Origin of the sequence: Amycolatopsis rubida (assembly GCF_900115345.1) — a bacterium.
GTDB classification, from domain to species: Bacteria; Actinomycetota; Actinomycetes; order Mycobacteriales; family Pseudonocardiaceae; genus Amycolatopsis; species Amycolatopsis rubida.
Window position 1 is genome coordinate 162,175 of sequence record NZ_FOWC01000003.1, and the last position, 26,211, is coordinate 188,385.

The window sequence follows — 26,211 nt, forward strand, 5'->3', positions numbered from 1 at the left end:
GCAACACGCCCGCGACGACCCCGCATCCGTGACCAGCCGACACCGTGTCAAAACGCCCTCTGAGACAGACCAGTTTGTTTGTTGGCCATCTGGGCGCGCCTGGAGCGCCGCCCGGCCGGCCATCTGGTCGGCGGCCCCGACCGCCTCGACGATCGCAAACTGCGAGCCATCGCCGAGGCCCCGACCGCCGGTCTAGTGCGCGTCGACGTCATGGCCAGGGTGATCGCCATGTCGATGGCCTGGTCGCCGGTCAGCAACGTGTACGCGGCGACCGCACAGGAACCCGCCGAGACACGCGAGCGGCGGCGTGCACTGCTCCGCGAGAGCGTCCGCCGTGCCATCACTGCCGACCGGTCGAGCACCTGATCGAGCCGCTCGATGCGCCGTTGAGATCAGGAACCGGCTACGTCGCGGACACAGCGCTCGGTGCCTGTCAGGGCCGGCACACCCGTTCGATCAAGTCTTGCCAGGCCGAGCCGAGGCTTTGCTCGATTTGCGGGCCTGCGTTGTTGAGTACGTCGGCGGAAAGGTACAGCAGCAGCGGGCCGTCGAGCGCCGCGGTGAGCTGCATCGCGAGCAGGTCGAGGTCCGCGCCGTCCAGGCTCAACTGGCGCAGAAGCATGCGGATGTGCATCTGTGACGCCGGTGTCTGGGAACTGCCCGGGAGGGGCTGCCGGCCGTCGAGTGCGAATCTGGCGATCTCCGTGTTCTCGAGCAGCAGGCGCACCCGTGCCCGGCCGTATGCGACCAGCCGGTCGACCGGCGGCGCACCGGGGCCGAGCGGGGGCGGCCCGGACAGCACCCGCTCCTGCAGGCCTCGCTCGATCTCGTCGAGCAGTGCCCCGAAGATCCCCGCCCGGGTGCCGAAGCGCCGGAAAACGGTGCCCTTGCCCAGGCCCGACCGCTCGGCCAACGCGTCCATCGTCAGCTGATCGGGACCGGACTCCGCCAGCATTCGGCGAGCGGTGGCCAGGAGGTGGGCGCGATTGCGGGCCGCGTCCGCCCGTTCCGGCCGCGGCGCTCGCCAGCTCACCGGTAGCGCGTCCATGTCGGTGACCCTAACAACCGTCGACGCAATCGGGGTCCGTCTGTTTTCGCTCTGTGTGGGTGTTCGGTCTGGTACCGGGGGGACAGGCCCTCAGGCCCGACCAGTGAACGCTCCGGGTTGCGCTCGTCGGCGTTCAGCGTCAGTGAGCTTCCCGGAAGCTGCTCACTGCCGCTACCGGCACGGGTGAGGTCGGGGCTGACATCCAGCCCTGCGAGCTGATGCGGGGTATCGGCAACCTCTGTATTGCCCCCGATCACGATCCCCGCTGCCACCCGCACAGGCTTCGTGACCGCCGTCTTGTCAATCACCCGAGGTCACGCTGAACGCCCTGGTCAGTGCCGCCAAGTCGCTGAGCGCGCGTGATGCGCGGCGCGTTACCCGCGCTGGGCGTCGGCCCTCCGGCATTGCATGCACCCGCTAAGCGGGGTAAAGTCCGATTATGTCGGCTGGACGGTTCCACCTGTCGGCCCGACGGGCGGAACCGTGCGTCGCGGCTCTGCCGAGCCTCACCTGACAAGGGAGAAACCCATGACCGCGATCGACGGCGAGGCGCGTTTCACGGCGCTGCCGGCCGAGCAGACCCTCATCGCCACGGTGACCGCGCTCGAGGAGCACGGCTTCGGCGTGGAGGTCGTCGACGACTTCGAGTCCGCCCGGCTGAGCGTGCTGAACCGGATTCCGCACGGTTCGACGGTGATGACCAACACCTCGGCCACGCTGCGGGAATCCGGCATCGAAGCGGCGATCAACGACCCGGACGGCCCGTACGTGTCGGCCCGCAACCGGATGATGACGCTGGACTTCCGGACCCAGCAGCAGGAGATGAAGGCCATCGCCGGGCAGGCCGACTACGCCCTCGGCAGCGTCCACGCCATCACCGCCGACGGCACCGTGGTCATCGCGTCGGCCACCGGAAGCCAGCTTGCCGCCTACGTCTGGGACGCACCGAACGTCATCCTGGTGGCCGGCACGCAGAAGCTCGTCCCCAGCCTGCGGGCTGCCCATGAGCGAATCGTCGAGCACAGCCTCAAGCTGGAGGACGTCCGGGCGCGGGCCGCGTACGGGCAGCACAGCTACATCGGCAAGCTCCTGGAAGTCCGGCAGGAGCAGCCCGGCCGCATCCACCTGGTGCTGATCCGCCGGAATGTCGGGTTCTGAGAACCCGAGCGAGACGTTCCCCGGGCGACGCCGCCGAGTTCGGTCACCCGTCCGGCATGGACGTTCCCACCTGCCCAGTGAAGCTTTTCAACCGTTGCGAAGAGGACCTCGTGAGACTTCATCGACTGATCGCGACAGCTGGCGCCGCCGCGTGCCTGGCGACCGCCTCGCCGGCAATCGCCGCGGCGGCCCCGGCAGCGACCGACTGCACGGACTACGCGTTCACCACGTCCGGTCGAGCGGTCGGAGGCCGGACCTCGATCCCGTGGAACTACTTCGTCGTCGCCAAGGCAGGAACGATCGCCGCGTGCCTGGACGAGCCGGACGGTGCGGACTTCGACCTCGTGCTCAGGCATTTCGGAACCGACGGGCTCAAGACGGTCGCGACCTCCTCCGGCGAGGAAGGCGTCAAGACCCTCTTCTACGAGGGGGTGCCCGGCGCCTATCGGGTCGAGGTGTCAGCGATCAGCGGCAGCGGTGCCTACACGGTAGGCGTGACCTTCCCCTGAGCCGGTCTGCTTGCCCGCCACCGTTGGCCGTCCCCCCCGGACGCCCGGCAGGCGCGCCGCGGAGTCAGCCACCTCGATCGTCAATCCAGTCCCGTATACGTCAAGGAGTCTCCCATGAGCACCGTTGCGGAAACCGGCCTGTGGCGGCTCGACGCCGCCCGCTCCGCCATCGCCGTCAGTCACGTGACGATGTGGGGCATGGTCACGGTGAAGGGAACGTTCAACGGTGTCTCCGGAGAGGGCGAGGTCCGCCCGGACGGCACCGTCCGCGGTGTCGTGACCCTGGACGCCTCCTCCCTGGACACCCAGCACAAGAAGCGCGACGAGCACCTGCGCAGCGCGGACTTCTTCGACGTCGAGCACCATCCCACCCTTGTCTTCGAGGTCCGTGACGCCGTGTTCGGTCAGAACGACGTCGTCGAGGTCAGAGGTCAGCTGACCGTCCGCGGTGTCCGCCGCCCGCAGACTGTCATCGTTAAGGTCGCCGAGTCGAGCGCGGACGCGATCACGCTCGCCACCGAGTTCACCGTCGACCGAGACCAGTTCGGCATGAGCTGGAACCGGCTGGGCATGATGCGTGGCCTGACGACTGTGACGTCGACGCTCCGGCTCACGCGCAGGCCTGCCTAGGGGCAGCACACACCGCGGGCCGGCGGCTGATCGATTCCGAAGAGCACCGGGAATTGGTGCGCGTTCCGATATCGGCCGCACCGGTTGCCTGGCACGGCGTGCCTCGCCGGTCCTCAGCCATGGCCGGATTTCGGTTTCACCGACCTGACAGGGCAGGAGCATCGCAGTATGGCCCAACGGATCGCCGGCCGGATCGGCCTCGGCAAGATACTGATCTCGGCATCAGCCGTGATCGCCGGAGCGGGTCCCTATATCGCGGACTGGAACGAGACGCACATCCACAATCCGAACTGGCCGCCCCACGCCAAATTCCACAACGCCCACACCATGAGCTTGGGCGCCGGGCTCGCCGGAGCCGCTCTTCTCCACCTGTGGCGTCCGGCTGATTCCCCGGCAGCCGCCAAGGTCGCGCTGGACAGCGGGGCCGTGTCCGCCGCGCTGTACTGGGTGACCCAGATCTCCGCGCTTGCCTACCCGGGCTCCCGAGCTGTCGACCCGCCCGGCAAGCAGATCTTCCCGCAGGCCGTTGCCGCCCTTCCCTCGCTCGCGCTCGTGGGATGGGGATACGCCTTGGAACGGCGACGGCTGCGTGATCAAGATGCCCGGAGGCGAGTGGCGTCGGCATGGCCGAGCTGAGCTGTCCGGCGGGTCCGTCGAGAATGTGGCCGGGTGCCGACGGAGTGCTGGGGCGGGCCGCGAAGCGCTGGCCCGCGATGATCGGCACCGGGTGGGTTCGCCCGGCCGGGCCAGCGCGGACCGCGCTCTTGTCTCGGTCGCGAACCGGTGCTAGCCGGCAGCGGAGGTGCTCGACGGCCCGGTGATGACGTTGCGGGCGTTCGGCGGCGCGAACGGGTCGGTGTCCAAGCCCCAGGCGAGTACGCGGACGGGACGGATGCGGATCAGCGCGGCGTCGAAACCCGGCCGAGGCGGCTCCGCGGCGAGGAGTTCGGCGGTGCCGCGGATCTCGACGCCACGCGGATTCCAGGGCGTGGTCGAGGCCAGATCGTCAATGACGAGGGAGACACGCGGGTCGGCCTGGATGTTGCGGTACTTCCGGCTGGCAACGAGGTTGTGGCCGCCGATGTCGATCGTGTCGTGCTCGCGGTTGTGGACGAAAGCGACCGGCCTGGCCTGAGGCGCTCCGTCGGGAGCGATGGTTGCCAGACGGCCAAGGGACTGGCTGTCGAGGTATGTCTGCTCGTTGGCGGTGAAGACGCTCATGGATGCCCTCCATCAGGCAAGTACGGGCAGCGGGGCGACGCGTGGGCCCGTCCTCGAGCCCGCAGGTGCGCATCTCCCGACGAATAAACGGACTATACCCCGCATGGTGGCTCTCGGACCATCGCCATGAACGGGTCGCCGGTGAGCGGATCCTCCTACGGAGCCCGCGAAGATTCCCAGCCGTCGTGCTGCCAGCGCTTCGGCAGTTCGCGGACGACAAGCCCGTCCTTCCGATTACGGAGGTAAGAACACGGAGTTCGGGGTGCCGGTTGCGGCATGCGGAGAACGCGAACTGGGCCGGGCGGTTCCGTGCGCCGCCGGCATCGTCGCGCGAGTGGTCGAGGAGGTGCTGACCAGGGGACATGCGTGCCTGCGCCCGGTCGGCTACGAACAGAATCGCGGCGAGCATCTCGCGGTGGAAAGGCCGCCGGATTCGCGAGCTTCGATCCTGGTGAACGACCGGTCATGGCGACGTAACGCGGCCGCGCACCTGGGGGGCCAGGCGGTTTCTCAAGCGCATGGACCGAAGCAACTCGCGGCCTTCGCTCGTCTTCTCGCCGCGCTCACCGGCTGGTTCGCGCTGTCAGCGACGGCCCGCGGCGTGCGCTGGACGCAGTGCGAGCGTTACCCGGGGTTCGCGGAGCGCTGTTCCGAGGCGCTGAGGGACGCGAGGAAGGCCAGGGCATCGGCTGTGGGGCTGCCAGGAGGGGCGTGCAGCAGCAGTACTTCCAACTCCTGGGGGCCGGCTACCTGGAATTTTTCGACCAGCAGCTCCATCGGGCCGGTCTGCGGGTGCCGGATGCGGAAGGTGGCTTCTTGTGCGGTGCGTACGTCGTGGCGGGCCCACAGCCGGCGGAACCGTTCGCTTTTGAGGGAAAGCTCGCCGATCAGGGCGTGGAGGCGTTTGTCGTCGGTTTCGGTGCCGATCCGGGCGCGCAGGTGGGCGACGGCGGTGGCTGTGTAGGGCTCCCAGTCCTCGCGGTAGTCGCGGACTGCCTGCTCGGCGAAGAGCGCACGCAGGCGGTTCGTCCCGGGCTTCATTTCCGGCGACAGGGCCCTGGCCAGATGGTTCGCGGCCAGCACGTCGCTGTACTTGTTGAACACTAGGGCGGGCACATTGAGGGTCTGCAGCAGCAAGGCGAGGTTCGCAGGCACATGTTCGTTCTCCGGGCCCGGCTTACGGCGCGTTCTGCGGCCGGTCAGCGACATCAGGTAGGCCGTGCCTTCGGCGTCCAGGCGGAGCACACCGGCCAGTGCGTGGCCGACCTGGGCGGAAGGGTTGCGGTCGCGGCCCTGTTCCAGGCGCAGGTAGTACTCGACGCTGATGCCCGCCAGCATGGCCACTTCTTCACGGCGCAGCCCCGGCACCCGGCGAATCCCGTGACCGGTCCGCAGGCCCGCCTCGGCCGGTGTGATGAGTTCGCGGCGGGCCCGCAGAAAGTCTCCGAGAGCGTTGTCCACGTCGTCAGCTTAGGCGGCCGCCACACGTGCGAGTGTCCCTGTCACTACCAGGAACGACAGGAACTGGTGCGCACTGTTCGCGCTGGTGAAGGGTGTGGGCATGACGGCACGTACTTGGTTCATCACGGGGGTCAGCAGCGGGTTCGGCCGGGAGCTGGCTGAGCAGCTTCTCGCGCGCGGCGACCGCGTCGCCGGGACCGTGCGGCGGGAGGGGTCGGCCGACGATCTGCGGACGAAGCACGGCGAGCGGTTGTGGCTCGGGCTCCTCGACGTCACCGACCTGGACCGGGTGCGGGACGTCGTCGACGCGGCCTTCGGCGAGCTGGGCCGTATCGACGTCGTGGTGATCAATGCGGGTTACGGCCTCTTCGGCGCCGCCGAGGAATTCTCCGACGAGCAAGTGGTCCACCAGATCAGGACCAACCTGCTCGGCTCGATCCAGACAGCGCGAGCGTCGCTGCCGCACTTGCGCGCTCAGGGCGGCGGCCGGATCATCCAGCTGTCCTCGGTCGCCGGCCTCGCCGCCCACCCCGGTGCCTCGCTCTACCACGCGGGCAAGTGGGGCGTCGAAGGGTTCATGGAGGCCCTTGCCGCCGAGGTCGCCCCGTTCGGCATCGAGGTGACACTCGTCGAGCCCGGCGGTGCGCGTACCTCGTTCGCCGGCAGCAGCCTGCGGCTGAGCGAGCCCTTGGCCGCCTACGACAACACCCCGGCCGCGGCCGTGCGCGTCTTCAAGGACATCGCGGTCCCGGTGCCCGGAGATCCGGTCAAGGTCGCTGCCAGGATCATCGACAGTGCGTCCCGGCAGCCTGCTCCGTTGAGGCTGGTGCTGGGCAGCGACTGCTACCAGGGCGCCACCGCCGCGCTGCGCGAGCGCCTCGCCCAGATCGAGCCGCAGCAGGCCAGTGCTGCCGAGACCGACGCGGACACGTGAACACTCCTGCCCGTGCCACCGGCTCCACCCCTTGCCACGCAGGCTGAATCCCAGGGAGCGCCACGTCGAGGTCAAGACGACAGCCGGAACGATCAGAGGCGCGCTCACCGGTCGGATCGCCGCGTTCAAGGGCATCCCTTACGCCGAGGCGCCATTCGGCCCGAACCTCTTCCGGCCGCCCGTCCGACGCGGCAGCTGGGAGGGCGTACTGGAGTGCACCGACTACGGTCTGCGTTGCCCGCAGCCCTCCTCGGGCTTGTTCACCGACCGGGCGACGGGCGAGGATTGCCTGTCGGTCAACGTATGGGCACCGCGGGGAGCATCTCAGCTGCCGGTCCTGTTCTGGATCCACGGCGGTGGCTTCCTGATGGGCTCCAACGCCGACCCGGGCCCGAACGGGCCGCATTACGTCATCGTCGGCCAAGGCAAGTACCCGGAAGCGGCCAACCACGTCCGCGAAGCCCGGATGGGCACCTCGTGGCGCGGGGACCAGCCGTTCAACCGCATGCGGCCCGCCGAGGTCACCGTCGACCGTGACGGCGCGGACGAGCGGCGGGCCGAAGCGATGAAACAGGTACCCCAGACCAGGCCTGGTTACGATCGCGACGAATGCCCGCCGGCAGTGTTCCAGGAAGGCGGCACCGGCTCCTCCGTGAAATACATCGACCCCTTCGACAACCAGGGCTCGAGCATCCGGCACCAGATCTCCGGGCTGGACGACGGTGAGAAGGTCGCCGTCGTGGCGGACTAGACCATGGACACACACCTCGAACGGCTCCTGTCCCGCGCCCGCGGCCCGCTCGGGCCCCGCATCGTCCTGGACCTCGGGCACGCCGACGGCCCGCTGCACGAACTGGCCGGCCTGCTGAGCACCGTCAACGGATTCACCGTCTTCGACGCGGACATCCAGTTCTTCCGCGCCGCTTTCGCGCGGCCTCGGCCCCGAACTGCGGCACTGGAACGCCCCGGACACCTGGAAAGACTCCTGCCGCGGCCGCGCGGACGGACTGTTCTGCTTCGCCCAGGACCTGTTCGGCCGCCAGTCCGCGGTCGACGCAAACCACCGCGTCGTCGCGTTCGAGCCCGAAACCGCAGACACCCAGGACCTCGGCAACCGGCTCGACGACTGGGCGGCCTGGCTCCTCGCCGACCCCGACGACCGCGGCACGCACTCTTTCGCCCGCGCCTGGCAAGACCGCAACGGGCCGCTCGACCACGATCAACGGCTGGTCCCGAACCGGCTGTTCACCTTCGGCGGCAGCTACGACGACACCAACCTCGTCGCGGCCGACTCCGCGACCTGCATGCGCATCCGCGGCCCCCAGCCCGCATCCATCCACGATCTCCCCGACTGAGCCCAGGTACAGCTCATGCCCGACGAACCCGCCCCCGACGCCTCCCGGATCGCCTACGCCGAACTCGACGTCTTCGCCGACTACGGCAGCTTCTTCGTTCAGGACGACCTGGCCCGCCGCGACCGTCGGCGCCATCGGCGTCGGCACCGCCCGCCGGATGACCCTGCCCGTGCTCCTCGACGTCCGCGCCGACGCACCCGGCGACGGATGGGACCACGTCACCGAAACCGGCCTGCGCGTCCCCAGCGGCAGGATCCTCGTGTCCACATTCGACTGCCGGCACCAGATTCCCCGCACCGAGGTTCCGCCCGGCGACTACACCGCCCGCGTCTACGCGAAAGGCTTCGACACCATCACCGAAGACCGCATCCACGACGACCTCTACCGCGTTGTCCCTCTGGCCGGGCCCGGTGCTCGAACCCCGCGTCCTCAAACGGATCTCGGGTCGTGGAGACGGCGAAGAGCCGGTCGCACACCCGAAAATGTCCGCTGGCGGCTCGTCTTGGTCGACCCGGACATCGATGTGCAGACCTGAAAAAAGCGGCAATGCTTCCGCGAGAACGCCTGCGGCGACTCGCGGCAACCGGAAAGTAACGCCCGAACGGCCTATCCGCCCGCTCGCCGATCCTCGGGCGGACCGAAGGGATGGCCTTGCCGGAAGCAGGAAAGACGGTCGTGAACCGGAAGAGAGATCGGGTGGGAGCGGAGGATTCCTTTACGAGGCGCGGAGTTCGCGTTCGCGGATCTTCTTCGCGCGCGCCGGCCGGCGGGAGGTTCCGGCGAGGACCTGCCGCGTGGTGTGCTCGTGCGGTGCGGGACGCTCGTTGGCGAACGCGACGACCTTGGCGGCCTCTCCCGTTGTCCGGGTGCGTGGGTCAGGTGACGGTGGCGGTGATGGTGAAGCAGGTGTTGCGCAGCAGGTATGAGCCGTCGGGGCGTCGGTAGGGCGAGATGGATTCGGTGATGGTCTCCGTCGCCCGCGCCAGGCCGGCGTGGCCGATCGCGACCGCCGCGGGGCCGGTGGAAAGGAGCCCGCGAAGGGCGGTTTCCTGATCGGGATACTCCCAGGGGCATTCGACGGTCCGGCCGGGGGAGAGGGTCAGGCCCGCGTGTGACAGCAGGCGGCGGACGGATGCGGGATCGGTCAGGTCCGGCGACGGTTGCGCTCGGCGCGGTGTCGCCGGCATCAGCCCGCCGAGATCGAGGAGGTACGCCAGCGCGTCGCAGTCGGTGAGCGGGTCCCACGCGGCGATGGCGATGTGCCCTCCGGGCCGGGTGACGCGAATCGCCTCGGCGATGACCTTGGCGGGATCGCGTGCGAAGTGGAGGCTGTTGAACGCCGTCACCGCTGAGAACTCGTCGTCAGGGAAGGGAATCTGTTCCATGTCGCCGACCCGGAAGGTTCCCGCGGAGGTCCGGGTGCGTGCGATGGCGACCAGGGCGGCCGACGTGTCCAGCCCGCTGACCCTGATGCCCCGCCCGGCGGCCAGCCTGGCGAACCCGCCGGCGCCACAGCCCAGGTCCAGCAACTGCCGTCCCGGAGAGGGCGTCAGCTCGTTCAGGACGGCGAGCCACGCGGGGCGGGCGGTGCGTTCCTGGATCTCGGCCCAGTCGCGCGCGTTGGCGTTCCAGTGTTTCCCGCCTGGCGCCGCCGTCCCCGGCTTGTTCTCAGCCACCCGCGACCGCGGTGAAGAACTCGATCCGATCGTCGTCGCCCAGCGGCATGGCCCTGTCGGGGTGCGGAATCAGTTCGCCGTTGAGGAAGACGCGGTGTGCTGTGCGGAGGTTTCCGGTGTTGTCGAGAAGGACCCGGTCCATCGACGGGAATTTCGTGGTGAGTTCGGCGAGTGCGCCGGCGAGTGTGGTCGCGTCGATCGCGACCCTGTGGTTGTTGTTCGCGGCGCGCAGGAGGATTCCCGTGAACTGGATGTTCATGCGCGGTCTCCGTTCTCCTTGCGGCGGCCCGATCGTGCCACCACGCCTGCCCCGAGGTTGACTTCCAGGATGTCGTTGGTTCCCGCGACGATCGGGAGACCGGTGAAGTCGCGCAGGAAACGGCCCAGATGCGGTGTCCCGTAGAAGCCCTGGCCGCCCATCACGCGAAGCGCTGATTCGAGCACGAACCGGATCTGGTCCGCCGCGAAACACTTGGCCGCGGAGAGCGTGGGATCGAACACCGGCTCGGCGCGGCCCGCTTCGACATGGGAAAGAGCGTGATACAGCATGGCCCGAGCGGATTCGATCGCCACGTACATCCGCCCGAGCGTCGATTCCACGTTCTTCAGCTCGGCGACCGGTTCGCCGTAACGGACACAGCCCGACAGCCACGCGACGCAGTCTTCGAGGACCCGCTGCGCCCGTCCGAGCGGAGCGCAGGTGATCCACAGCCGTTGATCGCTCAGGAATCGTTGCGCGTGGGTGAGCCCGTCGCTCGGTTCGAGGATGCGTTCCGCGGTCAGCGGAACGTCCTGGAAGGTCAGGGACGCGGCTCCCGCGGTCCGCATGCCGACAGGTTCCGCCGGCGTCACCGTCACGCCGGGGTCGCTCCGTTCCACCAGGCAGGCCACCATGTCCCCGGTTTCATCGAGCGGGTAGACGAGGAAGACATCGCTCATGACGCCGGCCGTCACGTAGGACTTGTGGCCGGACAGGACAAAGTCGCCGCCCTTGCGCCGGAGCACGGTGCGGAAGGACCAGGCGTCCGCGTCTTCCGTATAGGCGACGCCCGCGCAGACGGCCCCTCGGCCGATCGGTTCGGCGTACTTCTCGATCAAGCCGGGCCGCCCCGACTCGTGGATGAACCGCGCGATGTCGATAGCGTGGTTGACGATCATCGGGAGTGCGGAATCCAGGCAGCGGTAGCCGACCTGTTCGAGCACCATGCCCCAGGTCAGGACATCGGCCCCGGCGCCGCCGATGTCCGGGGGCAGGGAAAGCCGGTGGTACCCGGCGGCCGCGAGCGCGCCCATCAGGTCCGCCGGAGGCGGAAGCCGTGCCTCGTCTCGTTCGACCACGGTCTCGCCGACCTTGTCGAGCAGCGTTCCCCAGCGGGATCGGACCATGTCGGCGATCTCGGCCCGTTTGCCCGTGACATCGAGCACTGACTGCCTCCAGTCGTCGGAGTGGGACTCTCAGTACACCGTCGGGCCTTGCGGCAACGCAGCCGTGCTGAGCAATCTAAATGTTGAACATGTTGAACGGCCGAGCATCTCCTCTCCGGACCAGGCGGAGGCACTATGTCGGGCAGCGCGCGCAACGACCGGCTTCGGGACCTGCTGGACGCCGGCGGATGGAGTTTCGACTGTCTGGCGCGCGCGGTGAACAAGGCGGGCTCCGAGGCCGGGTTGTCGTTGCGCTACGACCGGACAGCTGTCGCGCACTGGCTGACCGGGACCCGCCCTCGCGGCCCGGTTCCCGCACTGATCGCCGAAGTGCTGACCCGAAGGCTCGGCCGCCCGGTCGCACTCGCCGACCTCGGCATGGACCTGGCCACGGCCGAGCAGCCCGCCGGAAGCGCCGGCAGCGGGATCGCGGCGCTGACTGAGCTGGTCCGGACCGACCTGGATCTCGTCGGCCGTCGCCGCCTCGCTCGCTCGGTGTACCGGCTGGATGTGCTTGTGGCGCCCGCGTGGCCGGAGGGGGGATGGGAGGACCGCTGGCAACGCGAGCCCGACCGGGACTCGGCGCGGTCGAGCTTGGACCACCACCTGATTCAGGCATTCGTCTCCGCCAATCACCGGTTCGGCGGCGGTCGCGGCAGGAGCGCGCTGACCGCCTACCTCGCCGATGACGTCCTCCCGCACCTCGCTCGCCTGGAAACCGGTACCGCGCATCGGCGCCTGCTGGGTTCGGCTCTCGACCTGGTGCTGTTGATCGGGTTCGCGTGCTTCGACAGCAACGAGCACGGGCTGGCCCAGCGCTACTATCGCATCGCGCTCGACCTCGCGGTCCTCAACCGCGACCCGCTCCGGTACGCCATCGTGCTGCGTGCGCTCAGCCTGCAGGCGTCTCATCTCGGGCACGGGAGGCCTGCCCTGGGCTTGGCTCTCGCCGCGCTCTCCGCGGGGGACCCCCACGCCCAGCCGCACACCAGTGCCTTCCTGCATGCCCAGGTGTCACTGAGCTACGCCGCGCTCGGGCGCGGGCAGGCGGCGCTCGCGTCGCACCGGCGTGCTCACGAGAGCCTCAGCCGGGCCACCGGGCCGGCACCGACCTTCGGTTCCTATCACCGGGGCGAGCTGAACTACCATGCCGCATCGATCCGGGTGTTCGACGGCGATATCTCCGGGGCGGCGGAGTCGCTGCGTTCCGCGCTGCGCCATTACCCGCCCGCCGAGCGCCGCTCGCGCGCTTTGACACTTGCCCAGCTCGCCGAACGACAACTCGACCTTGGCCTGCTCACTCGCGCCTGCGCCACCGCGGACCGTTTCCTCGATGCCTGCTCGAGTCTGTGCTCCGGCCGAGTGACCATCGCGATGCGTGATCTGAGAAAGCGCCTTCGGCCATTCCACCGGAACTCCGAAGCCCGCGCTTTCCTCCAGCGGTGTGCGGCCTTACCCGATTCCTGTGCCGGCTTCACTCGTTCGGGCATCTGAAATAACTCTCAGTGGCCCGCCGCGGACGGCACTCATCTCTCAAGGGAGGGAATGAGTATTCCGCCAGCCTCGTGCGGGCTCCCGTCCAGGCCCCGTGCCTGAACCACCCGAAGACCGGCAACACTACACCCCATGGCCCGTCGATCGCGGAAACCGTTGACGGCTGGGCAAAATCTCTCCCGACGGATCGAGAGCCGGGACGAGGCAAGGAGCCCGTTCGCTGGCACCGTGCGTGAAAGCCTTGGCGAGGAAGCGAATTCCGGGACGATCAGCGTCGTCTGCGCCCACGCTTCGCGATGGGGGCAGCTCCTGACAGGTCCGGGGCGAGGCAGTGCAGGCTCGCAGCGGTGGTGACGACGCGTCCCAGGCTGACGTCGACCAGTTCGAGAAGCAATGCGAAGAGCGCCGCGGCGACGATAGCGTCCTCGTTTCCGGAAGGCAGCGACTCGCGGACGCACCGCGCCGCACCGGGGCCTGAACAGCAGTCGCAGCGTAACGGGGCCGCTGGCCCGGCAGTACCGTAGAACGGAGTCACTTCCCGGTGCGGAGGGCCGGCTCCGGCCCCGTCAGCGCCGGGGCAAGCGCGTCCAGACGATTCCACAGTGGACACTTCGGGAAGACGCCAAGGGGACCGGCCGACCTCGGGACGGGGCGACGCGGGAACGCGGAACGATAGGATTCGTCTCGTCGAACGTGTAGAGTGGGGTAATCGTTTCGGTCACCTCGCCCCGGACCTCGGTGACGTCTCTCTTGATGACAATGGGAGGTTCGCGGTCGGCTCTGTCGTCGCCTGCCCCGCTGATCCGTAGCTGGAATCCGTCGTGCGTGCGCTGGCCGCGGCGTCGCGAAGCCTTGTCACGAAACGGAACTCGCAGCGGTGCGGGTTCCGGCCGGAGCCAGGCCGGGGATGTGTTCCCGGTGCCGATCGAAGACTGGGCGGGGGCCAAGCAGGCGGCTGCGGCGGAGGCCGGAGCAGACCTCCGCACGGTTCGCGGCCGGCTTGCCCTCGTCGCGCTGATCCCCGAGCCCGCACCGGCTTGCGGACGAACGTGCCCGATCCCCCTCGGGGGGCGGGCCTGAAACAGGGAACGGGAGGCCGTCGTGGTCGTGTTGCTGATCGTCGTGCTGGTGATCTGGGTCATCGTGGCGATCGTCGGATTCGCCGTCAAAGGATTGCTGTGGCTGGCGATCGTCGGAATTGTTCTGTTCCTGGGAACCGCGGCGATCGGGGCCGTCCGGCGCAAGGCGCTGCGCCGCTGAACCGGAGGGCTCGCGGAGGATTCCGCGGCCAGCCGCCCGGGTCGCCAGGTCACGGTGTCGCCGTGATCAGGAACGTGTAGTGCCCGTTGATGTCCTTGCGGACGTCGAGGGTCTTACCGGCGAGCCGGACCCGGGTTTCGCGCGCGAGGAACACCTGAGTGCCGCCGGCCGCGACGATGTCATCCCCGGCCGAGGGGTACGCGGCGACGTCGACGGCGAACGCGGCGCCGTCCTCGGGAAGGCCGTCGAGCGTGAGGCGCAGGCCGCCTTCGGCGTGCACGTTCTCGGATGCGGTGAGCTGGTTGATCGCTTCGGTGGCTGCTGCGGTCATGGTGAACATCGGCGGTTCGCTTTCTTTGTGCTGTAGCCGGTACCGTTTCCGCCGCACCTTCGTGCTCCGCGGATCGGCGGCAGGAGGAGCGCACTGCGTGCGGGGCGAGTCCGAAGCCCGGCCATCCGGAAACCACGGTCGTGCTCCTGTCGCGGGGGCGCGACCGCCGAAACCGGTGCGGCTGGGGGTGAATTCGGTCGCTGGGAGGGCGAAGTCCAGGCTCTCCGGCGCTGTTTACCCGATTCTACGCGCCGCCAGGAGCCGGGGCGGCGTTCCGCTGGCAGCGCGGCAGCGTTGTCGCGAGCACTGGGTCGGCGAAAGCCCGGCCCGCCGCTGGGTTCATTCCCGCCCGTGCCGGATCACGCCGGCCCCGCCCAATGCGCCGCTGGCGGCGAGGAGCACGTGCGCCGCGCCGGTGCTGTCCGGGTCGATGGCCGAGCGCAGGGCGCGTTCCGCCGCCGCCGGGCTGGCGTCCGGCGGGATCACCAGCAGGGTCAGGCGGCGGATGCGCGGGCCGATGACCACGACTGTGTGCTGCTGGAGGCCGAAGAACGCGGCGAGCCGCACGAGGTCCGGTCCGCGGGCGAGCCGGGCGGGGGCGAGATCCCAGGCACCGGGGGTGAAACCGATCCGGTCCACGCGGCCGAAGCGGCCGACGAGTGCGCTGGCGAGTGCGCTGAATTCGGTGACCGGTTCCCGGGAACGAGGCCACCAAACGCCGTCGAAACATCCTTGCGCGGTGTGCTTTTCTTTGAAGCGCAAGCGAAGCCCGAGCGCCGGCGAGCCGATCGCGGTGCCCGCGCCGGAGCTGTCCGAGGCGTATTTCACGATGGCGCTCCTGTCCGGCCGGTCCGGGAGCGGATGCCTGCGGGGCGGGCCTTGTCCGGCAAGCCTACGCCGAAGGGGAGACAATCAACCGGAATCAGCCGGGTTTCCCGGTGCGGCGAACAAATCGGCGGAACGACAGCTGCGGCAGGAAACCGCCGCGGTCGCGTTCGGGGCCGGGAGTAGGCTGGCCGGAGGCGGTGAAGGCGATTCCGGCGAGCATGGCGCAGGCCGTGCTCCCGGATCCGCGGCCGCATTCTGAAGGGACCGCACATGCAGGTCGAGATCAGCACTGACAACAACGTCCCCGGCAGCGCCGAGCTGAACCGCTGGGCCGAGGAAGAACTCCGCGCCGCGCTGTCGCGGTTCAGCGACCACCTGACTCGGCTGGAAGCACACCTCAGCGACGAAGCCGCGGCCGGTGCCGGCGGGGTGGACCGCCGGTGTGTGCTGGAGGCCCGGCCTGAAGGAAAGCCCGCCGTCGTGGTCTCCCACTGCGCGGGCTCGGTGGACGAAGCGCTCCGCGGCGCGACGCGCAAACTGGAAGGCATTCTCGACCGCCAGCACGACCAGGCGGCACACCACAAGGGTGGCGACACCGTCCGATACGGACGGTCGGCGAACCAGGGCTGACCCGGTCCTGCGGGCAGTGCTGTTCCGCCGTCGCCGCGATCGGGGCAGGCGGGACGTCGCTGCGTTGCCGGTTGCCTCGCGGGCGCCGATCGCCCGGCCGCGCGACGCGCATCTCGATGACGGCCCGGCAGCGGACGAGGCTCTGGCCGAAGCGGCTCGCGGGCTTCCCGGCCCGAATCCCCGGATGTGGTGCGTGACCGTTCCGCGTCCTGATCACGAGCAGTGCCGGCAAGATCCGGGAGCAGCCGAGCCGGTGCCGTCCCCAATCCTCGCGCGCCGCGTGGTCCCGATCGCTGCCGAAGCCAGGAGCGTCAGGGGCGGCTTCCTGAGCATCGCGGCCGTTGCGGTGAAGCGGCCTCCGCGGTCCGGATCGTGAAGCAGTGCGGACGCGGGTCCTGTTCCGGCCCGGCCGGGTGATGCGGAAGCCCATTCCGAGTCCGGCAGGGCAGCCCGCTGCCGGACGCGATGAAACGGGCGACGGCGTGCCCGGCCGGGCCGGAACGCGAGAAGACGGCCGCGCTGGACAGACCGGTCGAGCGGGGTCGCCCGGTCTGTCCACACGAGACGCATGCGCGCGACGGCAGCAAACCGTTTCCGCGCGACGGGCGGTGGCTGCGCGGCCGGAAGTCCTGAACCGGAGAAGGGAGAGGGCTGCCTGCTCCACGACCCGGCCTTCGTGTCCCAGGGGAGATGGCAGGCGGGCCCCGCGCTCGGCGCACGGAAGTGCCCGTCCGCGCATGGGCCGACGGGATTCCTTGCCACGCAGGAGGAACTCACCGATCGCGTGCTGCTTGGTCTGCCCGTACGGGACCCGCGCGGCACCGTCGAGATCCGGGACCGGCATCCGAGCAGCTGCCCGCACCCGGAACGAAAAGCGTCGTGCGCGGGTCTCCCGGCCTGGGTTGGTGCCGCGGCATGTCCGGATGGCTGTCCGCGCCGACCTCGCGGCCCGCGATGGGCGGGCCGCATGCGGGCGGGAGCCGTAGGCTGGGTGCAGCGGCACGAGTCGAGCGTCGGGGAGGACCGATGGTAGAGAGCCGGCCTCAGCGAAGGCGGGCGCTGCTGGCTGCCGCCCGCCGTCCGGCCCGCGGCATCGGTGACTCTGGCGGATGAGCGGTGCGTGCGGGAGTTGTCGGTGCCCGGGGCTGGTGCGACCGTGCTGAGCGGGCTGACCGGCCGCCGAGCCCGGCTCGGCGGCAGGCGTTCGCCCGTTCGGCTTGCGAACGGGGCGCGACAGCTGTGTTCGCCTTCCGCTCGGACACGCCGGCCGCCGTTTTCGACGTCCTCGGTTCCCCCGGCATGCTCGCCGAACGGGCCGCGGATCCGCTGGGCGTCGACGCCGCCGGTCTCGTCCGATCGGATCAGCGAGGCGGGCACCGGCCTGATTTCGCCCCCGCGGCGGCGCACTCCTGGGGGAGATCGACGATGCCAGCGTCGCGCCCGGCCCGGCCCACGTCGCGACCACCGGGATTCCGCGACGGCGCGCGATTCGGCGCCATGCGGCGGCCATGCTCGGCGTCGCGCGGCTATGCCCGCGCGCACCACGGCCGGTTGTCGCGACGTCGGTCGTTGATCCGCGCGAACTGCTCGCCGCCTCGCCGGACAGTTCCCGGCGGCGGCCCGGACCAGGACAGGAGGCACTACGTTCATGTCGCCCACCCCGAAATCGCCGAAGGAAACCCTCGCCGGCCGGGAGCGGCGCGTGTCCCGCGCGTTCGTGAGTCTCGCTGACACCTTGGTCGCCGATTTCGACATCGCCGAATTCCTGAGCATGCTCGCCGAGCGGTGCGTCGACTTGCTCGGTGTCTCGGCGGCAGGCGTGCTCCTGCTCGATCCCGCCGGCGGTCTGCGGGTCGCGGCCACCTCTTCGCATCGGGCTCAGCTGCTGGAACTGTTCGCGGTGGAGACCGACGCCGGCCCATGTGTCGAATGCGCGCGCAGCGGATCTCCGGTGTCCTACGCGGACCTGCCCGCGTCGGCGCGGCGCTGGCCGAGGTTCGCCGCCGCGGCCGCGGAATGCGGATTCCGGGCCGCCCAGGCTCTTCCGATGCGGCTGCGGGAGCAGCCCGTCGGGGTCTTGACTCTTTTGAGCACCGCACTGGGCAGCGTGGAACAGGACGATGTCGAACTCGGGCAGGCGCTGGCGGACGTCGCCACCATCGGAATCCTGCAGCAGCGCACCATCGAACGCGGGGACCAGCTCACCGGGCAGCTGCAGACCGCCCTGCACAGCCGGGTGGTGATCGAACAGGCCAAGGGCGTGCTCGCCGAGCACAGCGGCGTCTCGATGGACGAAGCGTTCTCCCAGCTGCGCGGCTATTCCCGCGCGCGTAACCTCCGCCTGACCGACGTCGCTCGCGCCATTTCGACGGGTGCCATCGAACCTGCGGTGCTGGCGAAGTACTCGCATCGCTGAGCGGCTCCGAGCAGGCTCCGGCGCAAGACGCCGGGTCACGGGCGGCATTTCGGGAAGGGCAGCGTCCGGCGTCGGCCCGTTTTCTGGTCGCAGCGCGTTTCCGGTGCCGGCTCGTGCTTTCGAAGATCCAGGCACAGGTCTGTGCCGATGCGGCGAATGCCCGGGCGAAGTTGCCCGTGCGACGTTCTGGCAGCGAGCGCCGCCGAGGCGGCGGGCTTGGTGTGCTGGGCGACACCCTCGCCTGGGCCGGCGGCGCGGGACCGGGCGGCTGGGGGATCCTCGCGGGAGTCGTCCTGGCGCAAGTGACTCCGGCGTCGTTGCCGGGCGGGCGGTGCCCGTGGCGATTCCGCGGCCCGCTGACCGTCCACAAAGAACACCAGCATTGGCGAAGTCCGTGAGGGGAAGCCTGAGGGGAATCAGATTCCCTCAGGGTTCCCCTCACGGACATCAGGCCGATGCGGGAATTCACGGCGGCTCTGCGGGTGGGTCAGCGACTCGCCCTCAGCCCGTCCCGAGTTCTGGCGCTGGGTCTGAACCCGGCATGGCACGAGCCCGGCGCGGCCCTCGGAGGCAGGCACGCCGGGCCCGTGGTCGCGGGCGGAGCGGTCAGTTCTTGTTGGTGCCCGGGGTGAGCACCTTGTCGATCACGAAGACGGTGGCGTTCTTGGTGGGGATGTTGCCGCAGAGGACCTTCGCGCCGTTGACGGTCATGTTGTCGCCGGTGCCTTCGACCTTGAGCGGTCCGCCTGCGGTGTTGAGCGAGGTGACGTCGCTCGCGGCGGCGAGGCCCTTGGCGTCGTAGCGCTTGCCCAGCACGTGGTATTGCAGGATCGGGGCGAGCTGGCTGGGGTTCTTGGCCAGTTCGCCGAACTTCGCGTCGCCGAGTGCCTGGAACGCGCTGTCGGCCGGGGCGAACACGGTGATCGCGGGCTGGCTGTTGAGGGTGTCGACGAGGTTGGTGGCCTTGACCGCGGCGACCAGTTTGGTCAGCAGGGGGTTGGTCGAGGCGGCGCTGGCGACCGGCTGCGGGCCCATCGAGTCGAGCGAGCCGGGGGCGTTGCCCTGCGGCAGCTTGGCGCAGGCGGGGCCGAACACGTCGGCGTTGGTGGTCATCCCGTCGCCGGAGGCGCTGCTGGACATCGGCGCCGACGAGGACGACATGGGTGCGGGAGCGCTGGAGGAGCCGTTTCCCGAGGAGGCCTGGTCGGTGCCGCTGCACGCGGTGAGGACGAGCGCGGTGGCGGCGGTGAGGCCGATTCCGGCGATACGAAGGGTTTTCACGGGTGTTCTCCGTTCACGATGGACTGGGGCCGGGCGGCCGGTTCTCTGGGTATTCGGTGCTGCTCGCGATCTGGATGGGTGCGTTCGGAAAGAAATTCCTCAGGCGGCGATGAAAGTGGTCGAATGCCAGCCGGTGGCCCCGTCCGGCACGGTGCCGGCGCGCTGGTCGGTCTGGGTGTGGCCGGTTTTGTCGGTGGCGCGGACGAAAACCTGGTGGGTGCCGGGTTTCACGGCGATCTGCGTCCACCACATCCGCCACGTGTTCAGGTTGACCTCGGCCGAGAGCGTGACCGGTTGCCAGGTGCCGCTGTCGACGCGGACTTCGACCTTCTCGATGCCGTTGTGCTGCGCCCAGGCGATCCCGGCGAGACGGACCGCGCCGGCCGGGACGGTGGCGAATCCCTTCGGGGTGTCGATCCGCGATTCGGTTTTGATCGGGGCCTGTTCGCCCCAGCCGCGTTTGAGCCAGTACGCCTGCCGGGCTTTCCAGGTGGTCACCTCGATGTCCACGACCCATTTCGTCGCGGATACGTAGCCGTAGAGCCCGGGCGTGACGAGTCTCGCCGGAAAGCCGTGTTCCAGCGGAAGCGGTTCCCGGTTCATGCCGATCGCCAGCATCGCCCCGCGGCCGCGGTCGAGCGCGGCGGCGACCGGGGTGCCGGAGGTCCAGCCGTCGACGCTGGTGCAGAACAGCTGCTGCGCACCCGGGCGCACCCCGGCTTCGGCGAGCAGGTCGGCGAGGTCGACGCCGATGAAGTCCGATGTGGACACATAGTCGCCGCCGACCTCGTTGGACACGCAGGTCATCGTGATCGTGCGTTCGACGAGCGGCCGGTTGCGGATGTCGGCGTACGTGTAGGTCCGTTCCTTGCCGACCATGCCGTGGATGCGCAGGCTCCAGTCTTCGGTGCGGACCTGCGGCACCGACAATGCCGTGTCCACGCGGTAGAAGTTCGGGTTCGGCGTGAGGAACGACGGGGTGCCGAGTTTGGCGAAGTCGGCGTCGGCCGGGATGGCCGGCGCGGCGGTGGCGGGCATCAGTTTTCCCACGGCCGCGCGGGAAGCGGTCGCGTCGCGGGTGCCGCTGATCAACTGGCCGGCACCGCCCAGCGCACCGGCTCCGACCACGATCCCGGCTCCGCCGAGCAGGAAGGAACGGCGAGACGAACCGGCCGATGCGTGCTTCGAGGCGTCCTGTTTGCGCGGAGCGAGCCGGTGCAGCAGAACGAATGCCGCCACGCCGACCACGAGGCTGGCCAGCGGAGCGAGCAATGCCACGGCGGACAGATCCGGCCGCGCGTACACGGCGATCCCGCCCACCACGCCGAACAGCGCGATGATCGCGACCCCTGGCCGGGGCGAGCGCGCCGAGAGCATGCCGGCTGCCGCCGAGGCGACGGCCATCACCGCGGCCATCCCGCTGAGCAGCACCAGTTTGTCGTAGGTGCCGAACGTGCGGACCGCGAAGTCCTTCAGCCGCACCGGGGTGAGGTCGATCGCGCCGTTGCCGACCGCGAGGTAGGGGGAGGCGTTGATGCTGACGAACGACGCCACCAGGTGCCCCGCGGCCAGCGCGGCGAGCAGCGCGAGGACCCCGCACCACGCCGCGGACGGCAGGCGCAGCCGTGATGGTGCCGGGCGGGAGACTTCGGTGGCGGTCATACCGGTGCTTCGGAGCCGGACGCCCGGGGGATGGGTGAGCCGGGCAATCCGCACCTGGCGAGACCAATCCGGCCCGGGCGTGGCGGCGAATCCCTTCCCGCAGCCGTGCGCGGCGAACTCAGGCGCACCTCGCCAACCGGAAGGAGTCGCATGGGAAGCCATCCCGGAATCCTCCGGAACGAGGCGGCAGTGCCGCGCGCCGTGGCGGTGGACTCGCCCGAGATGCTGCTCGGCCGGGTCGCACTGGGCGACGAGCGCGCGTTCAGCCAGGTGTACGAAGCCCTCGCCGGTCCCGTGCTGGGAACGGCGACGCGAGTGCTGCGCAATCGCGCGCTGGCCGAGGAAGTCGCCCAGGAAACCCTGCTGGAAATCTGGCGCAAGGCCGCCACGTTCACGCCGGGCAGAGGGAACCTTCAGTCCTGGGCGCTGACGATCGCGCACCGCAGGGCGGTCGACCGCGTCCGGTCCGAAGAGGCCGCGTCCGCCCGGGAGACCCGCGCTTGGCGGATGGATCCGCGCCGAGGCCTCGACCAGGTCGCCGACCAGGCCACGCTCGGGTGCGAGTGCGTGGAGGTCCGTGCCGCGCTGAGGGTGCTGACCGCCCTGCAGCGCCGTGCTGTCGAACTCGCCTATTTCGACGGCTTCACCTGCCGAGAGGTCGCCGAACGCCTCGAAGTTCCGGTCAGCACCGCGAAATCCCGGATACAGGACGGGCTGGTCCGCTTGCGCGACGCATGGGGGGGATCAGAATGACCGCGGCCGACATCCACCTGCTGACCGGCGCCTACGCGCTCGACGCGGTGACCGGGATCGAGCGCGAGCGGTTCGAACGGCATCTGCGGGAGTGCGCCGTCTGCGCCCAGGAAGTCGAGGAACTGCGCGAAGTCGCGGCCCGGCTCGCGGTGGCTGCCGACGCCCGGCCGGAACCGGGGCTGCGGACCGCCGTGCTGGCCCGGGTCGCGCTCACCCGCCAAGACCGGCCCGGTGCGGCGGAGCCGGTCGTCCGCAGGCGGTGGCGGGGCAGGGCCGCGATGGCGTTCGCCGCCGCGGCCGCGGTCGCCGGGGCGCTGGCCGGCGGCGTCGCCCTCGGCGAGCGGACGGCCGGCGGAGGATCGATCGCCCTGGAACAAAGCCAGGTCCAGCAGGCCCCGGACGCGGTCACCGTGACCGGGCGCGGGCCGACGGGCGCCACCGCGGCCGTCGCGGTCTCGCGGTCGCTGGCGAAGGTGTCCGTTTCGCTGGACGGCGTTCCCGCGCTCGACGCCCGGCACGCCTACCAGGTGTGGCTGATCGGGCCGCGCGGGCCGCAGTCGGCCGGGCTGCTGCGCCCCGGCGCCGGGCCGGGTTCGCTCGTCGGCGCGCTCCCGGCGGACACCGACCGGATCGCCGTCACCACCGAGCCGGTCACCGGTTCGCCCCAGCCGACCACTCCGGGCGTCATCCGTCTCGACCTGGCCTGACCGCGGTTCGCGTCCAGCCATGCCGCTTCGCCGGGTTTACGATCGAGCGGCCAGGGCATCCAGGCGATACGTCCCTCCAGACCCCGGGGCCCGATTCCAGTTCCCCGAGGGGGCGGTCATGACCGCAGTCGACCACATCGCGGCACCGCCGGATCCGTTGTTCCTCGAACGGGCCGCGACCACTTTCGTCAAGGCCGCCGACGCCGGGCTGATCGACGCCGACGAGCTGATCTGGCTGCTCGGCCGCCTTCGGCCGGCGGCGCTGCCCGAGGGCGGGAACCGGTGACCGCCTGCCCGCGGGACGCCTGCCTGCCGTCCTGGCTCGACGGCGAACCCGCGGTCGGCGAACGGATGCTGGCTCTGGCGCATCGGGTCGCGCAGCAGGCCGTTGGACAGTCCCGCCGCGGGCGCGTCCGAGCCCGGGCGAGCGTGGTTTTCGCACTGTGTGCAGCGGGCACGTCGCCTCGGTCGACAGACCCGGGCAGCCGGGACACGCGCGCCGAGGTGCTGGCCGCGTTGCGGGCCACGCTCGCCTCGCGAGCCGATCCCGTACGGCTGGAATCGGCCGTACGGGACGCGGTCCTGCTCGACGAGCTGGCGCTGCTGCCGCCCCGGCAGCGCTATGCGCTGTGGGCGACGGCGTTGCGGCACCGGAGCGTCGCCGAGGTCGCCGCCGCGACGGGCTGGACTCCGGCCCAGGTCGCCCGGCTGGTCCGGGCCGCGCTGCGGACTGTCACGGCACAATCGCGGTCCGGTCCCGCGCCTGGCCGGCCCGTCCCCGTCGCGTCCAGCTCGGCTTGACTCGCTCAGCAGCCCCGGGCGGGACGCCCGCGAAGGCCCGCACCGGAGGGAGCGGCCTTCGCGAGACGTGCTCGGCTCAGCCGTTGGCGGCGCTGGTGTTCACCGCGCCGTTGACGCCCTTGGGGAAGAATCCGCCGGAGGTCGCGGCCTTGGGGGTCAGGTAGACGATGTTGAGGACCTGTCCGGGGCTGCGGCTGTAGGCGATGCCGTTCGTGTCGGTGGGCACGATGTTCGCGTTGCCGTGGCTGTCGATCACGCCCTGGTCGTCGTCGGCCGGTCCGTCGAGGCTGTCGCGCGCGTCGGACAGCTTGACCGATGCCTTGCGCGGGTCGGTGCTGAACAGGCCGCTGCCGAGCAGCCCGCTGCCGCGCTGGTAGAGCGCGCTGCGGATGGTTCCGGCGTGGTAGGCCTCCACGGCCAGGATCCCGGCCGCCGCTTCGAGATAGGTTTTGTTGGTGATCAGCGGGGCGGCTCCCTTGTAGGCGGTCACGCCGACGTCCTCGAACAGGAACGCCGCGAGGAGGAAATTCTCCTCGCAGGCGAAGGCGTCGAAGGAGTGCCCCTTTTTCACGATTCCCGCGGCTTGTGCGGCGGCGGTGAAACTGGACTGCAGGTCGATCGCCGGCCGGCTGACCGCGGCCGAACCGAGCGCGGTCCGCAGGAATTGGACGTGCGCTTTCTCGTCGCCGGCGATTTCCTGCGCGTACTGCCGCGCGGCCCGGGTTTCGAACCGCACCGCCCGTCCGCCGGTCACGCCGCCGCGGGTGCCGGTGCCGGTGGTCATCGAGTCGGCCAGCCCCCGCCCGGTCACGGCGTGCAGATAGAACTCGGCTTCGAGGTACTCCAGGTTGAGCGCGAAGTTGAGCACCGCGCCGTCGCTCACCTCGCCGGAGTCTTGCGCGACCGGGGCGGCACCGCGGACGGCGGCCGCGGCGGGGTTCGTGAGGCCGCCGAGCCCGAGAGCGCCGGCCACGCCGAGCCCGGTCATGCCGGCGGCTTGCAGGAAATTGCGTCGGTCCTGAGAATTTTCCGCGCTCCGGGCGATCATCGAGGCGGCATAACGGGTGCCAAACACGGGCGATCTCCTTCCCGCCCGGCGCGAACGCCGGACGTGCCCGCACGGACAGCCGCCCGCGCGGGTATGGCCTTCGTGGACTGTCCTGCTTCGTCGCCGGGAGCGGTTTGGACGGGTCAGTCCCCCGATCGGGGGTACGGCCGCGGAAAAAGCACAACGCACTACCCGATTCTTCTCCGTTCACACTCTTTTCGGGAAAGAAAAAGTGTTCCCGGCCTTTTCGCGACGTCGCGGGCGACGGCTGCCGCAGCACGGATCCCGAGGCGCGGTGAACCGCATGACCGCGGTGCGGCCGGGGTACCCGGGGCGGATGAACGAGAATCCGTCCGGCGCGACCGTGACGCTGTACGAGGACGGGCCGCTGCTGCTGCGCGGCGACGTCGAGATCCGCTCACAGGACGGCGTAGTCATCGATCCCGGACGAAGCACCGTGGCGTTGTGCCGGTGCGGTCTGTCCGCGGTCAAGCCGTTCTGCGACGGCACCCACAAGGTCCGCGGGTTCCGCGCCGCCGGCGGCGATCAGCGCTGAGCCCGGCGCCGGGAGCAGGGAAGGCTGATCGTCGTCCCAGCGCGTCAGCAGCGTCCGGCCGAACTCCGCTTCCACCGCCAGCGCGCACGCCGCTCCGAAGAGGATGTCCGCCGCGGCGGACGGGTTCTCCTCGGCGAACGTGCCGCACAAGTCGTGCGCGGCGACCTGTTCGTGCACCGCGTCGGCTTCGACGTGCACGTCGAAGAACCGGGTCGCGTCGTCGTCTCCGCCTAGGCGGCGCAATCCGTTGCCGTAACGCCGGTTCGGCAGTGACGACGTCATCTCGAACGCCGCGAGGTGGCCCAGGGACGCGCCGAGCCACCGGCGGTGGAACCCGAACAACGACATCAGATTGCTGACAGCCAAGGTCGTCGCCGGTGCGCGGTCGACGTAGTGGCCGTAGCCGTCGTCGAGCGCGAGGGCGCGCATGGTGGTGCGGAAGAGTTCGGAGTGCATGCGGTCGAGACGGCCCTGCCCGTATTCGTCGGTCTGGATTTCCAGCAGGGCGACCTTGGCCGCGCCGGACAGGCGGGGGATGGCCCAGCTGTGCGGATCGGCTTCCTTCAGGTGGTACACCGAACGGTGCGCGACGAACTCGCGGAACTGGCCCCTGCTTGCGTTGCGCTGCAGGAATTTCGCCAGCGACGGCCCGTCGTCGGCCCGGACCAGTTCGGCGAGGGCGCCCGGCACGCCCTCCGGCCGCGCGGAGCGGGGCGGGGCGAGTTCGCGCAGACCGGCTGCCCAGCGTCGTTCCAGCCGCCGTCTCAGCCCGGTGACGAATCCGGCGTGCTCCCACTCCGCGTCGACGCCGTCGAAGCCGCGGTAGGCCAGCTCGTAGCAGATCCACAGGGTCAGCTGCAGATCGTCGTCGTGAAGCACCGGCTGCCCGCTGTCCGGCACGGACCGCGCGGGAGTGTCCGCCGGCGGACGGCGGAGCCGGTCGGCGACTTCGGCGCTCAACGGGCCGCGGGGTTGGGGCAACCGCATGGAACCTCCTGGGATCGCTGGGCCCCGGATACCCGCGCAC

Annotated in this window: 30 protein-coding genes and 1 pseudogene; 18 read left to right on the forward strand and 13 right to left on the reverse strand. The window is 70.2% G+C overall.

The window, feature by feature from the left end:
• Nucleotides 1-81 precede the first annotated feature (81 nt).
• Nucleotides 82-366: a hypothetical protein gene (locus BM362_RS15185; protein WP_244287162.1), complete on the forward strand. Its 285-nt coding sequence runs from the start codon at nucleotides 82-84 to the stop codon at nucleotides 364-366.
• 67 nt (nucleotides 367-433) lie between these two features.
• Here the strand turns inward: BM362_RS15185 and BM362_RS15190 are convergent, their stop codons facing one another.
• The gene (locus BM362_RS15190; RefSeq protein ID WP_093573542.1) at nucleotides 434-1,048 is read right to left on the reverse strand and encodes a TetR/AcrR family transcriptional regulator; all 615 of its coding nucleotides are present in this window, start codon (nucleotides 1,046-1,048) and stop codon (nucleotides 434-436) included.
• Between the two features lie 528 nt (nucleotides 1,049-1,576).
• Between BM362_RS15190 and BM362_RS15195 the strand changes: the two genes are divergently transcribed.
• The 4 genes from BM362_RS15195 (at nucleotide 1,577) to BM362_RS15210 (ending at nucleotide 3,981) form a co-directional block, all read left to right on the forward strand.
• Nucleotides 1,577-2,206: an LUD domain-containing protein gene (locus tag BM362_RS15195; RefSeq protein ID WP_167545316.1), complete on the forward strand. Its 630-nt coding sequence runs from the start codon at nucleotides 1,577-1,579 to the stop codon at nucleotides 2,204-2,206.
• A gap of 110 nt (nucleotides 2,207-2,316) precedes the next feature.
• On the forward strand, nucleotides 2,317-2,715 hold the full coding sequence (locus BM362_RS15200; RefSeq protein ID WP_143132424.1) for a hypothetical protein: 399 nt from the start codon (nucleotides 2,317-2,319) through the stop codon (nucleotides 2,713-2,715).
• A 114-nt stretch (nucleotides 2,716-2,829) separates the two neighbouring features.
• Nucleotides 2,830-3,345 (forward strand): YceI family protein, encoded by a 516-nt coding sequence (locus BM362_RS15205; RefSeq protein WP_093573545.1) that lies wholly within the window; start codon nucleotides 2,830-2,832, stop codon nucleotides 3,343-3,345.
• 168 nt (nucleotides 3,346-3,513) lie between these two features.
• Nucleotides 3,514-3,981 carry a DUF6640 family protein gene (locus BM362_RS15210; protein WP_167545317.1) on the forward strand — a complete coding sequence of 156 codons (468 nt, stop codon included), beginning with the start codon at nucleotides 3,514-3,516 and terminating at the stop codon, nucleotides 3,979-3,981.
• Between the two features lie 150 nt (nucleotides 3,982-4,131).
• Here the strand turns inward: BM362_RS15210 and BM362_RS15215 are convergent, their stop codons facing one another.
• A complete protein-coding gene (locus BM362_RS15215) occupies nucleotides 4,132-4,566 on the reverse strand; it encodes a PPOX class F420-dependent oxidoreductase (protein ID WP_093573546.1) in 435 nt (144 codons plus the stop codon).
• A gap of 624 nt (nucleotides 4,567-5,190) precedes the next feature.
• Entirely contained in the window at nucleotides 5,191-6,027 is an 837-nt protein-coding gene (locus tag BM362_RS15220) for a helix-turn-helix domain-containing protein (protein WP_093573547.1), read from the reverse strand.
• A gap of 100 nt (nucleotides 6,028-6,127) precedes the next feature.
• On the opposite strand from BM362_RS15220, the gene BM362_RS15225 reads away from it, so the two are divergent.
• Nucleotides 6,128-6,961 (forward strand): SDR family oxidoreductase, encoded by an 834-nt coding sequence (locus BM362_RS15225; RefSeq protein ID WP_093573842.1) that lies wholly within the window; start codon nucleotides 6,128-6,130, stop codon nucleotides 6,959-6,961.
• Between the two features lie 31 nt (nucleotides 6,962-6,992).
• The gene (locus BM362_RS15230) at nucleotides 6,993-7,712 is read left to right on the forward strand and encodes a carboxylesterase family protein (RefSeq protein WP_167545318.1); all 720 of its coding nucleotides are present in this window, start codon (nucleotides 6,993-6,995) and stop codon (nucleotides 7,710-7,712) included.
• 133 nt (nucleotides 7,713-7,845) lie between these two features.
• Here the strand turns inward: BM362_RS15230 and BM362_RS47415 are convergent, their stop codons facing one another.
• Nucleotides 7,846-8,463, reverse strand: coding sequence for a hypothetical protein (locus BM362_RS47415; RefSeq protein ID WP_093573549.1), 618 nt, complete (start codon nucleotides 8,461-8,463; stop codon nucleotides 7,846-7,848).
• Nucleotides 8,464-8,473: 10 nt separating this feature from the next.
• On the opposite strand from BM362_RS47415, the gene BM362_RS15240 reads away from it, so the two are divergent.
• Nucleotides 8,474-8,851 (forward strand): hypothetical protein, encoded by a 378-nt coding sequence (locus tag BM362_RS15240; RefSeq protein ID WP_093573550.1) that lies wholly within the window; start codon nucleotides 8,474-8,476, stop codon nucleotides 8,849-8,851.
• A gap of 340 nt (nucleotides 8,852-9,191) precedes the next feature.
• Here the strand turns inward: BM362_RS15240 and BM362_RS15245 are convergent, their stop codons facing one another.
• Genes BM362_RS15245 through BM362_RS15255 form a run of 3 tightly spaced genes read right to left on the reverse strand, consistent with a single transcriptional unit; the run spans nucleotide 9,192 to nucleotide 11,417 of the window.
• Nucleotides 9,192-9,992 (reverse strand): class I SAM-dependent methyltransferase, encoded by an 801-nt coding sequence (locus BM362_RS15245; RefSeq protein ID WP_280142728.1) that lies wholly within the window; start codon nucleotides 9,990-9,992, stop codon nucleotides 9,192-9,194.
• Entirely contained in the window at nucleotides 9,985-10,251 is a 267-nt protein-coding gene (locus BM362_RS15250) for a MoaD/ThiS family protein (RefSeq protein ID WP_093573552.1), read from the reverse strand. The genes BM362_RS15245 and BM362_RS15250 overlap by 8 nt, the downstream gene beginning before the upstream one ends.
• Nucleotides 10,248-11,417: an acyl-CoA dehydrogenase family protein gene (locus tag BM362_RS15255; RefSeq protein WP_093573553.1), complete on the reverse strand. Its 1,170-nt coding sequence runs from the start codon at nucleotides 11,415-11,417 to the stop codon at nucleotides 10,248-10,250. Before BM362_RS15255 ends, BM362_RS15250 begins: the two co-directional genes overlap by 4 nt.
• Nucleotides 11,418-11,552: 135 nt before the next feature.
• Between BM362_RS15255 and BM362_RS15260 the strand changes: the two genes are divergently transcribed.
• Both BM362_RS15260 and BM362_RS47420 read left to right on the forward strand, forming a co-directional pair.
• Entirely contained in the window at nucleotides 11,553-12,911 is a 1,359-nt protein-coding gene (locus BM362_RS15260; protein WP_067583453.1) for an NsdA family TPR-like regulatory protein, read from the forward strand.
• Between the two features lie 1,101 nt (nucleotides 12,912-14,012).
• Nucleotides 14,013-14,171: a hypothetical protein gene (locus tag BM362_RS47420; RefSeq protein ID WP_167545320.1), complete on the forward strand. Its 159-nt coding sequence runs from the start codon at nucleotides 14,013-14,015 to the stop codon at nucleotides 14,169-14,171.
• A gap of 49 nt (nucleotides 14,172-14,220) precedes the next feature.
• Here BM362_RS47420 and BM362_RS15265 read toward each other — a convergent pair whose 3' ends face one another.
• Nucleotides 14,221-14,502 carry an iron-sulfur cluster biosynthesis protein gene (locus BM362_RS15265; RefSeq protein WP_143132425.1) on the reverse strand — a complete coding sequence of 94 codons (282 nt, stop codon included), beginning with the start codon at nucleotides 14,500-14,502 and terminating at the stop codon, nucleotides 14,221-14,223.
• A 339-nt stretch (nucleotides 14,503-14,841) separates the two neighbouring features.
• On the reverse strand, nucleotides 14,842-15,330 hold the full coding sequence (locus tag BM362_RS15270; RefSeq protein ID WP_093573555.1) for a DUF5994 family protein: 489 nt from the start codon (nucleotides 15,328-15,330) through the stop codon (nucleotides 14,842-14,844).
• A gap of 270 nt (nucleotides 15,331-15,600) precedes the next feature.
• On the opposite strand from BM362_RS15270, the gene BM362_RS15275 reads away from it, so the two are divergent.
• From BM362_RS15275 to BM362_RS47425, 3 genes are all read left to right on the forward strand, one after another.
• Entirely contained in the window at nucleotides 15,601-15,960 is a 360-nt protein-coding gene (locus tag BM362_RS15275; protein WP_093573556.1) for an HPF/RaiA family ribosome-associated protein, read from the forward strand.
• 1,648 nt (nucleotides 15,961-17,608) lie between these two features.
• The gene (locus BM362_RS15280; RefSeq protein ID WP_093573557.1) at nucleotides 17,609-18,376 is read left to right on the forward strand and encodes a GAF and ANTAR domain-containing protein; all 768 of its coding nucleotides are present in this window, start codon (nucleotides 17,609-17,611) and stop codon (nucleotides 18,374-18,376) included.
• 176 nt (nucleotides 18,377-18,552) lie between these two features.
• Nucleotides 18,553-18,774 carry a hypothetical protein gene (locus BM362_RS47425; protein WP_157905069.1) on the forward strand — a complete coding sequence of 74 codons (222 nt, stop codon included), beginning with the start codon at nucleotides 18,553-18,555 and terminating at the stop codon, nucleotides 18,772-18,774.
• Between the two features lie 208 nt (nucleotides 18,775-18,982).
• Here BM362_RS47425 and BM362_RS15285 read toward each other — a convergent pair whose 3' ends face one another.
• Complete coding sequence (locus BM362_RS15285) at nucleotides 18,983-19,657, reverse strand: fasciclin domain-containing protein (protein ID WP_093573558.1); 675 nt, start codon at nucleotides 19,655-19,657, stop codon at nucleotides 18,983-18,985.
• Nucleotides 19,658-19,756: 99 nt separating this feature from the next.
• Complete coding sequence (locus BM362_RS15290; RefSeq protein ID WP_093573559.1) at nucleotides 19,757-21,319, reverse strand: molybdopterin-dependent oxidoreductase; 1,563 nt, start codon at nucleotides 21,317-21,319, stop codon at nucleotides 19,757-19,759.
• Nucleotides 21,320-21,469: 150 nt separating this feature from the next.
• Here BM362_RS15290 and BM362_RS15295 point away from each other — a divergent pair, with 150 nt between their 5' ends.
• From BM362_RS15295 to BM362_RS15305, 4 genes are all read left to right on the forward strand, one after another.
• The gene (locus tag BM362_RS15295) at nucleotides 21,470-22,072 is read left to right on the forward strand and encodes a sigma-70 family RNA polymerase sigma factor (RefSeq protein ID WP_093573560.1); all 603 of its coding nucleotides are present in this window, start codon (nucleotides 21,470-21,472) and stop codon (nucleotides 22,070-22,072) included.
• A complete protein-coding gene (locus tag BM362_RS15300; RefSeq protein WP_093573561.1) occupies nucleotides 22,069-22,779 on the forward strand; it encodes an anti-sigma factor in 711 nt (236 codons plus the stop codon). Before BM362_RS15295 ends, BM362_RS15300 begins: the two co-directional genes overlap by 4 nt.
• Nucleotides 22,780-22,897: 118 nt before the next feature.
• The gene (locus BM362_RS47430; protein ID WP_167545321.1) at nucleotides 22,898-23,065 is read left to right on the forward strand and encodes a hypothetical protein; all 168 of its coding nucleotides are present in this window, start codon (nucleotides 22,898-22,900) and stop codon (nucleotides 23,063-23,065) included.
• Complete coding sequence (locus BM362_RS15305) at nucleotides 23,062-23,580, forward strand: sigma factor-like helix-turn-helix DNA-binding protein (RefSeq protein ID WP_093573562.1); 519 nt, start codon at nucleotides 23,062-23,064, stop codon at nucleotides 23,578-23,580. Before BM362_RS47430 ends, BM362_RS15305 begins: the two co-directional genes overlap by 4 nt.
• A gap of 76 nt (nucleotides 23,581-23,656) precedes the next feature.
• Here BM362_RS15305 and BM362_RS15310 read toward each other — a convergent pair whose 3' ends face one another.
• Entirely contained in the window at nucleotides 23,657-24,655 is a 999-nt protein-coding gene (locus tag BM362_RS15310) for a ferritin-like domain-containing protein (protein ID WP_093573563.1), read from the reverse strand.
• A gap of 310 nt (nucleotides 24,656-24,965) precedes the next feature.
• Between BM362_RS15310 and BM362_RS48925 the strand changes: the two are divergent.
• A pseudogene (locus tag BM362_RS48925) lies at nucleotides 24,966-25,085 on the forward strand (hypothetical protein); the annotation flags it as partial.
• Here BM362_RS48925 and BM362_RS15315 read toward each other — a convergent pair.
• Entirely contained in the window at nucleotides 25,047-26,171 is a 1,125-nt protein-coding gene (locus BM362_RS15315) for an iron-containing redox enzyme family protein (protein WP_093573564.1), read from the reverse strand. The pseudogene BM362_RS48925 and the gene BM362_RS15315 sit on opposite strands and share 39 nt — an antisense overlap.
• Nucleotides 26,172-26,211: the final 40 nt, after the last annotated feature.

Bases quoted from the DNA above. Each gene is read 5' to 3' on its own strand.
- BM362_RS15190 (WP_093573542.1), bottom strand. From the start codon at position 1,048: ATGGACGCGCTACCGGTGAGCTGGCGAGCGCCGCGGCCGGAACGGGCG.
- BM362_RS15195 (WP_167545316.1), top strand. From the start codon at position 1,577: ATGACCGCGATCGACGGCGAGGCGCGTTTCACGGCGCTGCCGGCCGAG.
- BM362_RS15205 (WP_093573545.1), top strand. From the start codon at position 2,830: ATGAGCACCGTTGCGGAAACCGGCCTGTGGCGGCTCGACGCCGCCCGC.
- BM362_RS15210 (WP_167545317.1), top strand. From the start codon at position 3,514: ATGGCCCAACGGATCGCCGGCCGGATCGGCCTCGGCAAGATACTGATC.
- BM362_RS15215 (WP_093573546.1), bottom strand. From the start codon at position 4,566: ATGAGCGTCTTCACCGCCAACGAGCAGACATACCTCGACAGCCAGTCC.
- BM362_RS15225 (WP_093573842.1), top strand. From the start codon at position 6,128: ATGACGGCACGTACTTGGTTCATCACGGGGGTCAGCAGCGGGTTCGGC.
- BM362_RS15240 (WP_093573550.1), top strand. From the start codon at position 8,474: ATGACCCTGCCCGTGCTCCTCGACGTCCGCGCCGACGCACCCGGCGAC.
- BM362_RS15250 (WP_093573552.1), bottom strand. From the start codon at position 10,251: ATGAACATCCAGTTCACGGGAATCCTCCTGCGCGCCGCGAACAACAAC.
- BM362_RS15260 (WP_067583453.1), top strand. From the start codon at position 11,553: ATGTCGGGCAGCGCGCGCAACGACCGGCTTCGGGACCTGCTGGACGCC.
- BM362_RS15265 (WP_143132425.1), bottom strand. From the start codon at position 14,502: ATGACCGCAGCAGCCACCGAAGCGATCAACCAGCTCACCGCATCCGAG.
- BM362_RS15275 (WP_093573556.1), top strand. From the start codon at position 15,601: ATGCAGGTCGAGATCAGCACTGACAACAACGTCCCCGGCAGCGCCGAG.
- BM362_RS15280 (WP_093573557.1), top strand. From the start codon at position 17,609: ATGTCGCCCACCCCGAAATCGCCGAAGGAAACCCTCGCCGGCCGGGAG.
- BM362_RS15290 (WP_093573559.1), bottom strand. From the start codon at position 21,319: ATGACCGCCACCGAAGTCTCCCGCCCGGCACCATCACGGCTGCGCCTG.
- BM362_RS15295 (WP_093573560.1), top strand. From the start codon at position 21,470: ATGGGAAGCCATCCCGGAATCCTCCGGAACGAGGCGGCAGTGCCGCGC.
- BM362_RS15300 (WP_093573561.1), top strand. From the start codon at position 22,069: ATGACCGCGGCCGACATCCACCTGCTGACCGGCGCCTACGCGCTCGAC.
- BM362_RS47430 (WP_167545321.1), top strand. From the start codon at position 22,898: ATGACCGCAGTCGACCACATCGCGGCACCGCCGGATCCGTTGTTCCTC.
- BM362_RS15315 (WP_093573564.1), bottom strand. From the start codon at position 26,171: ATGCGGTTGCCCCAACCCCGCGGCCCGTTGAGCGCCGAAGTCGCCGAC.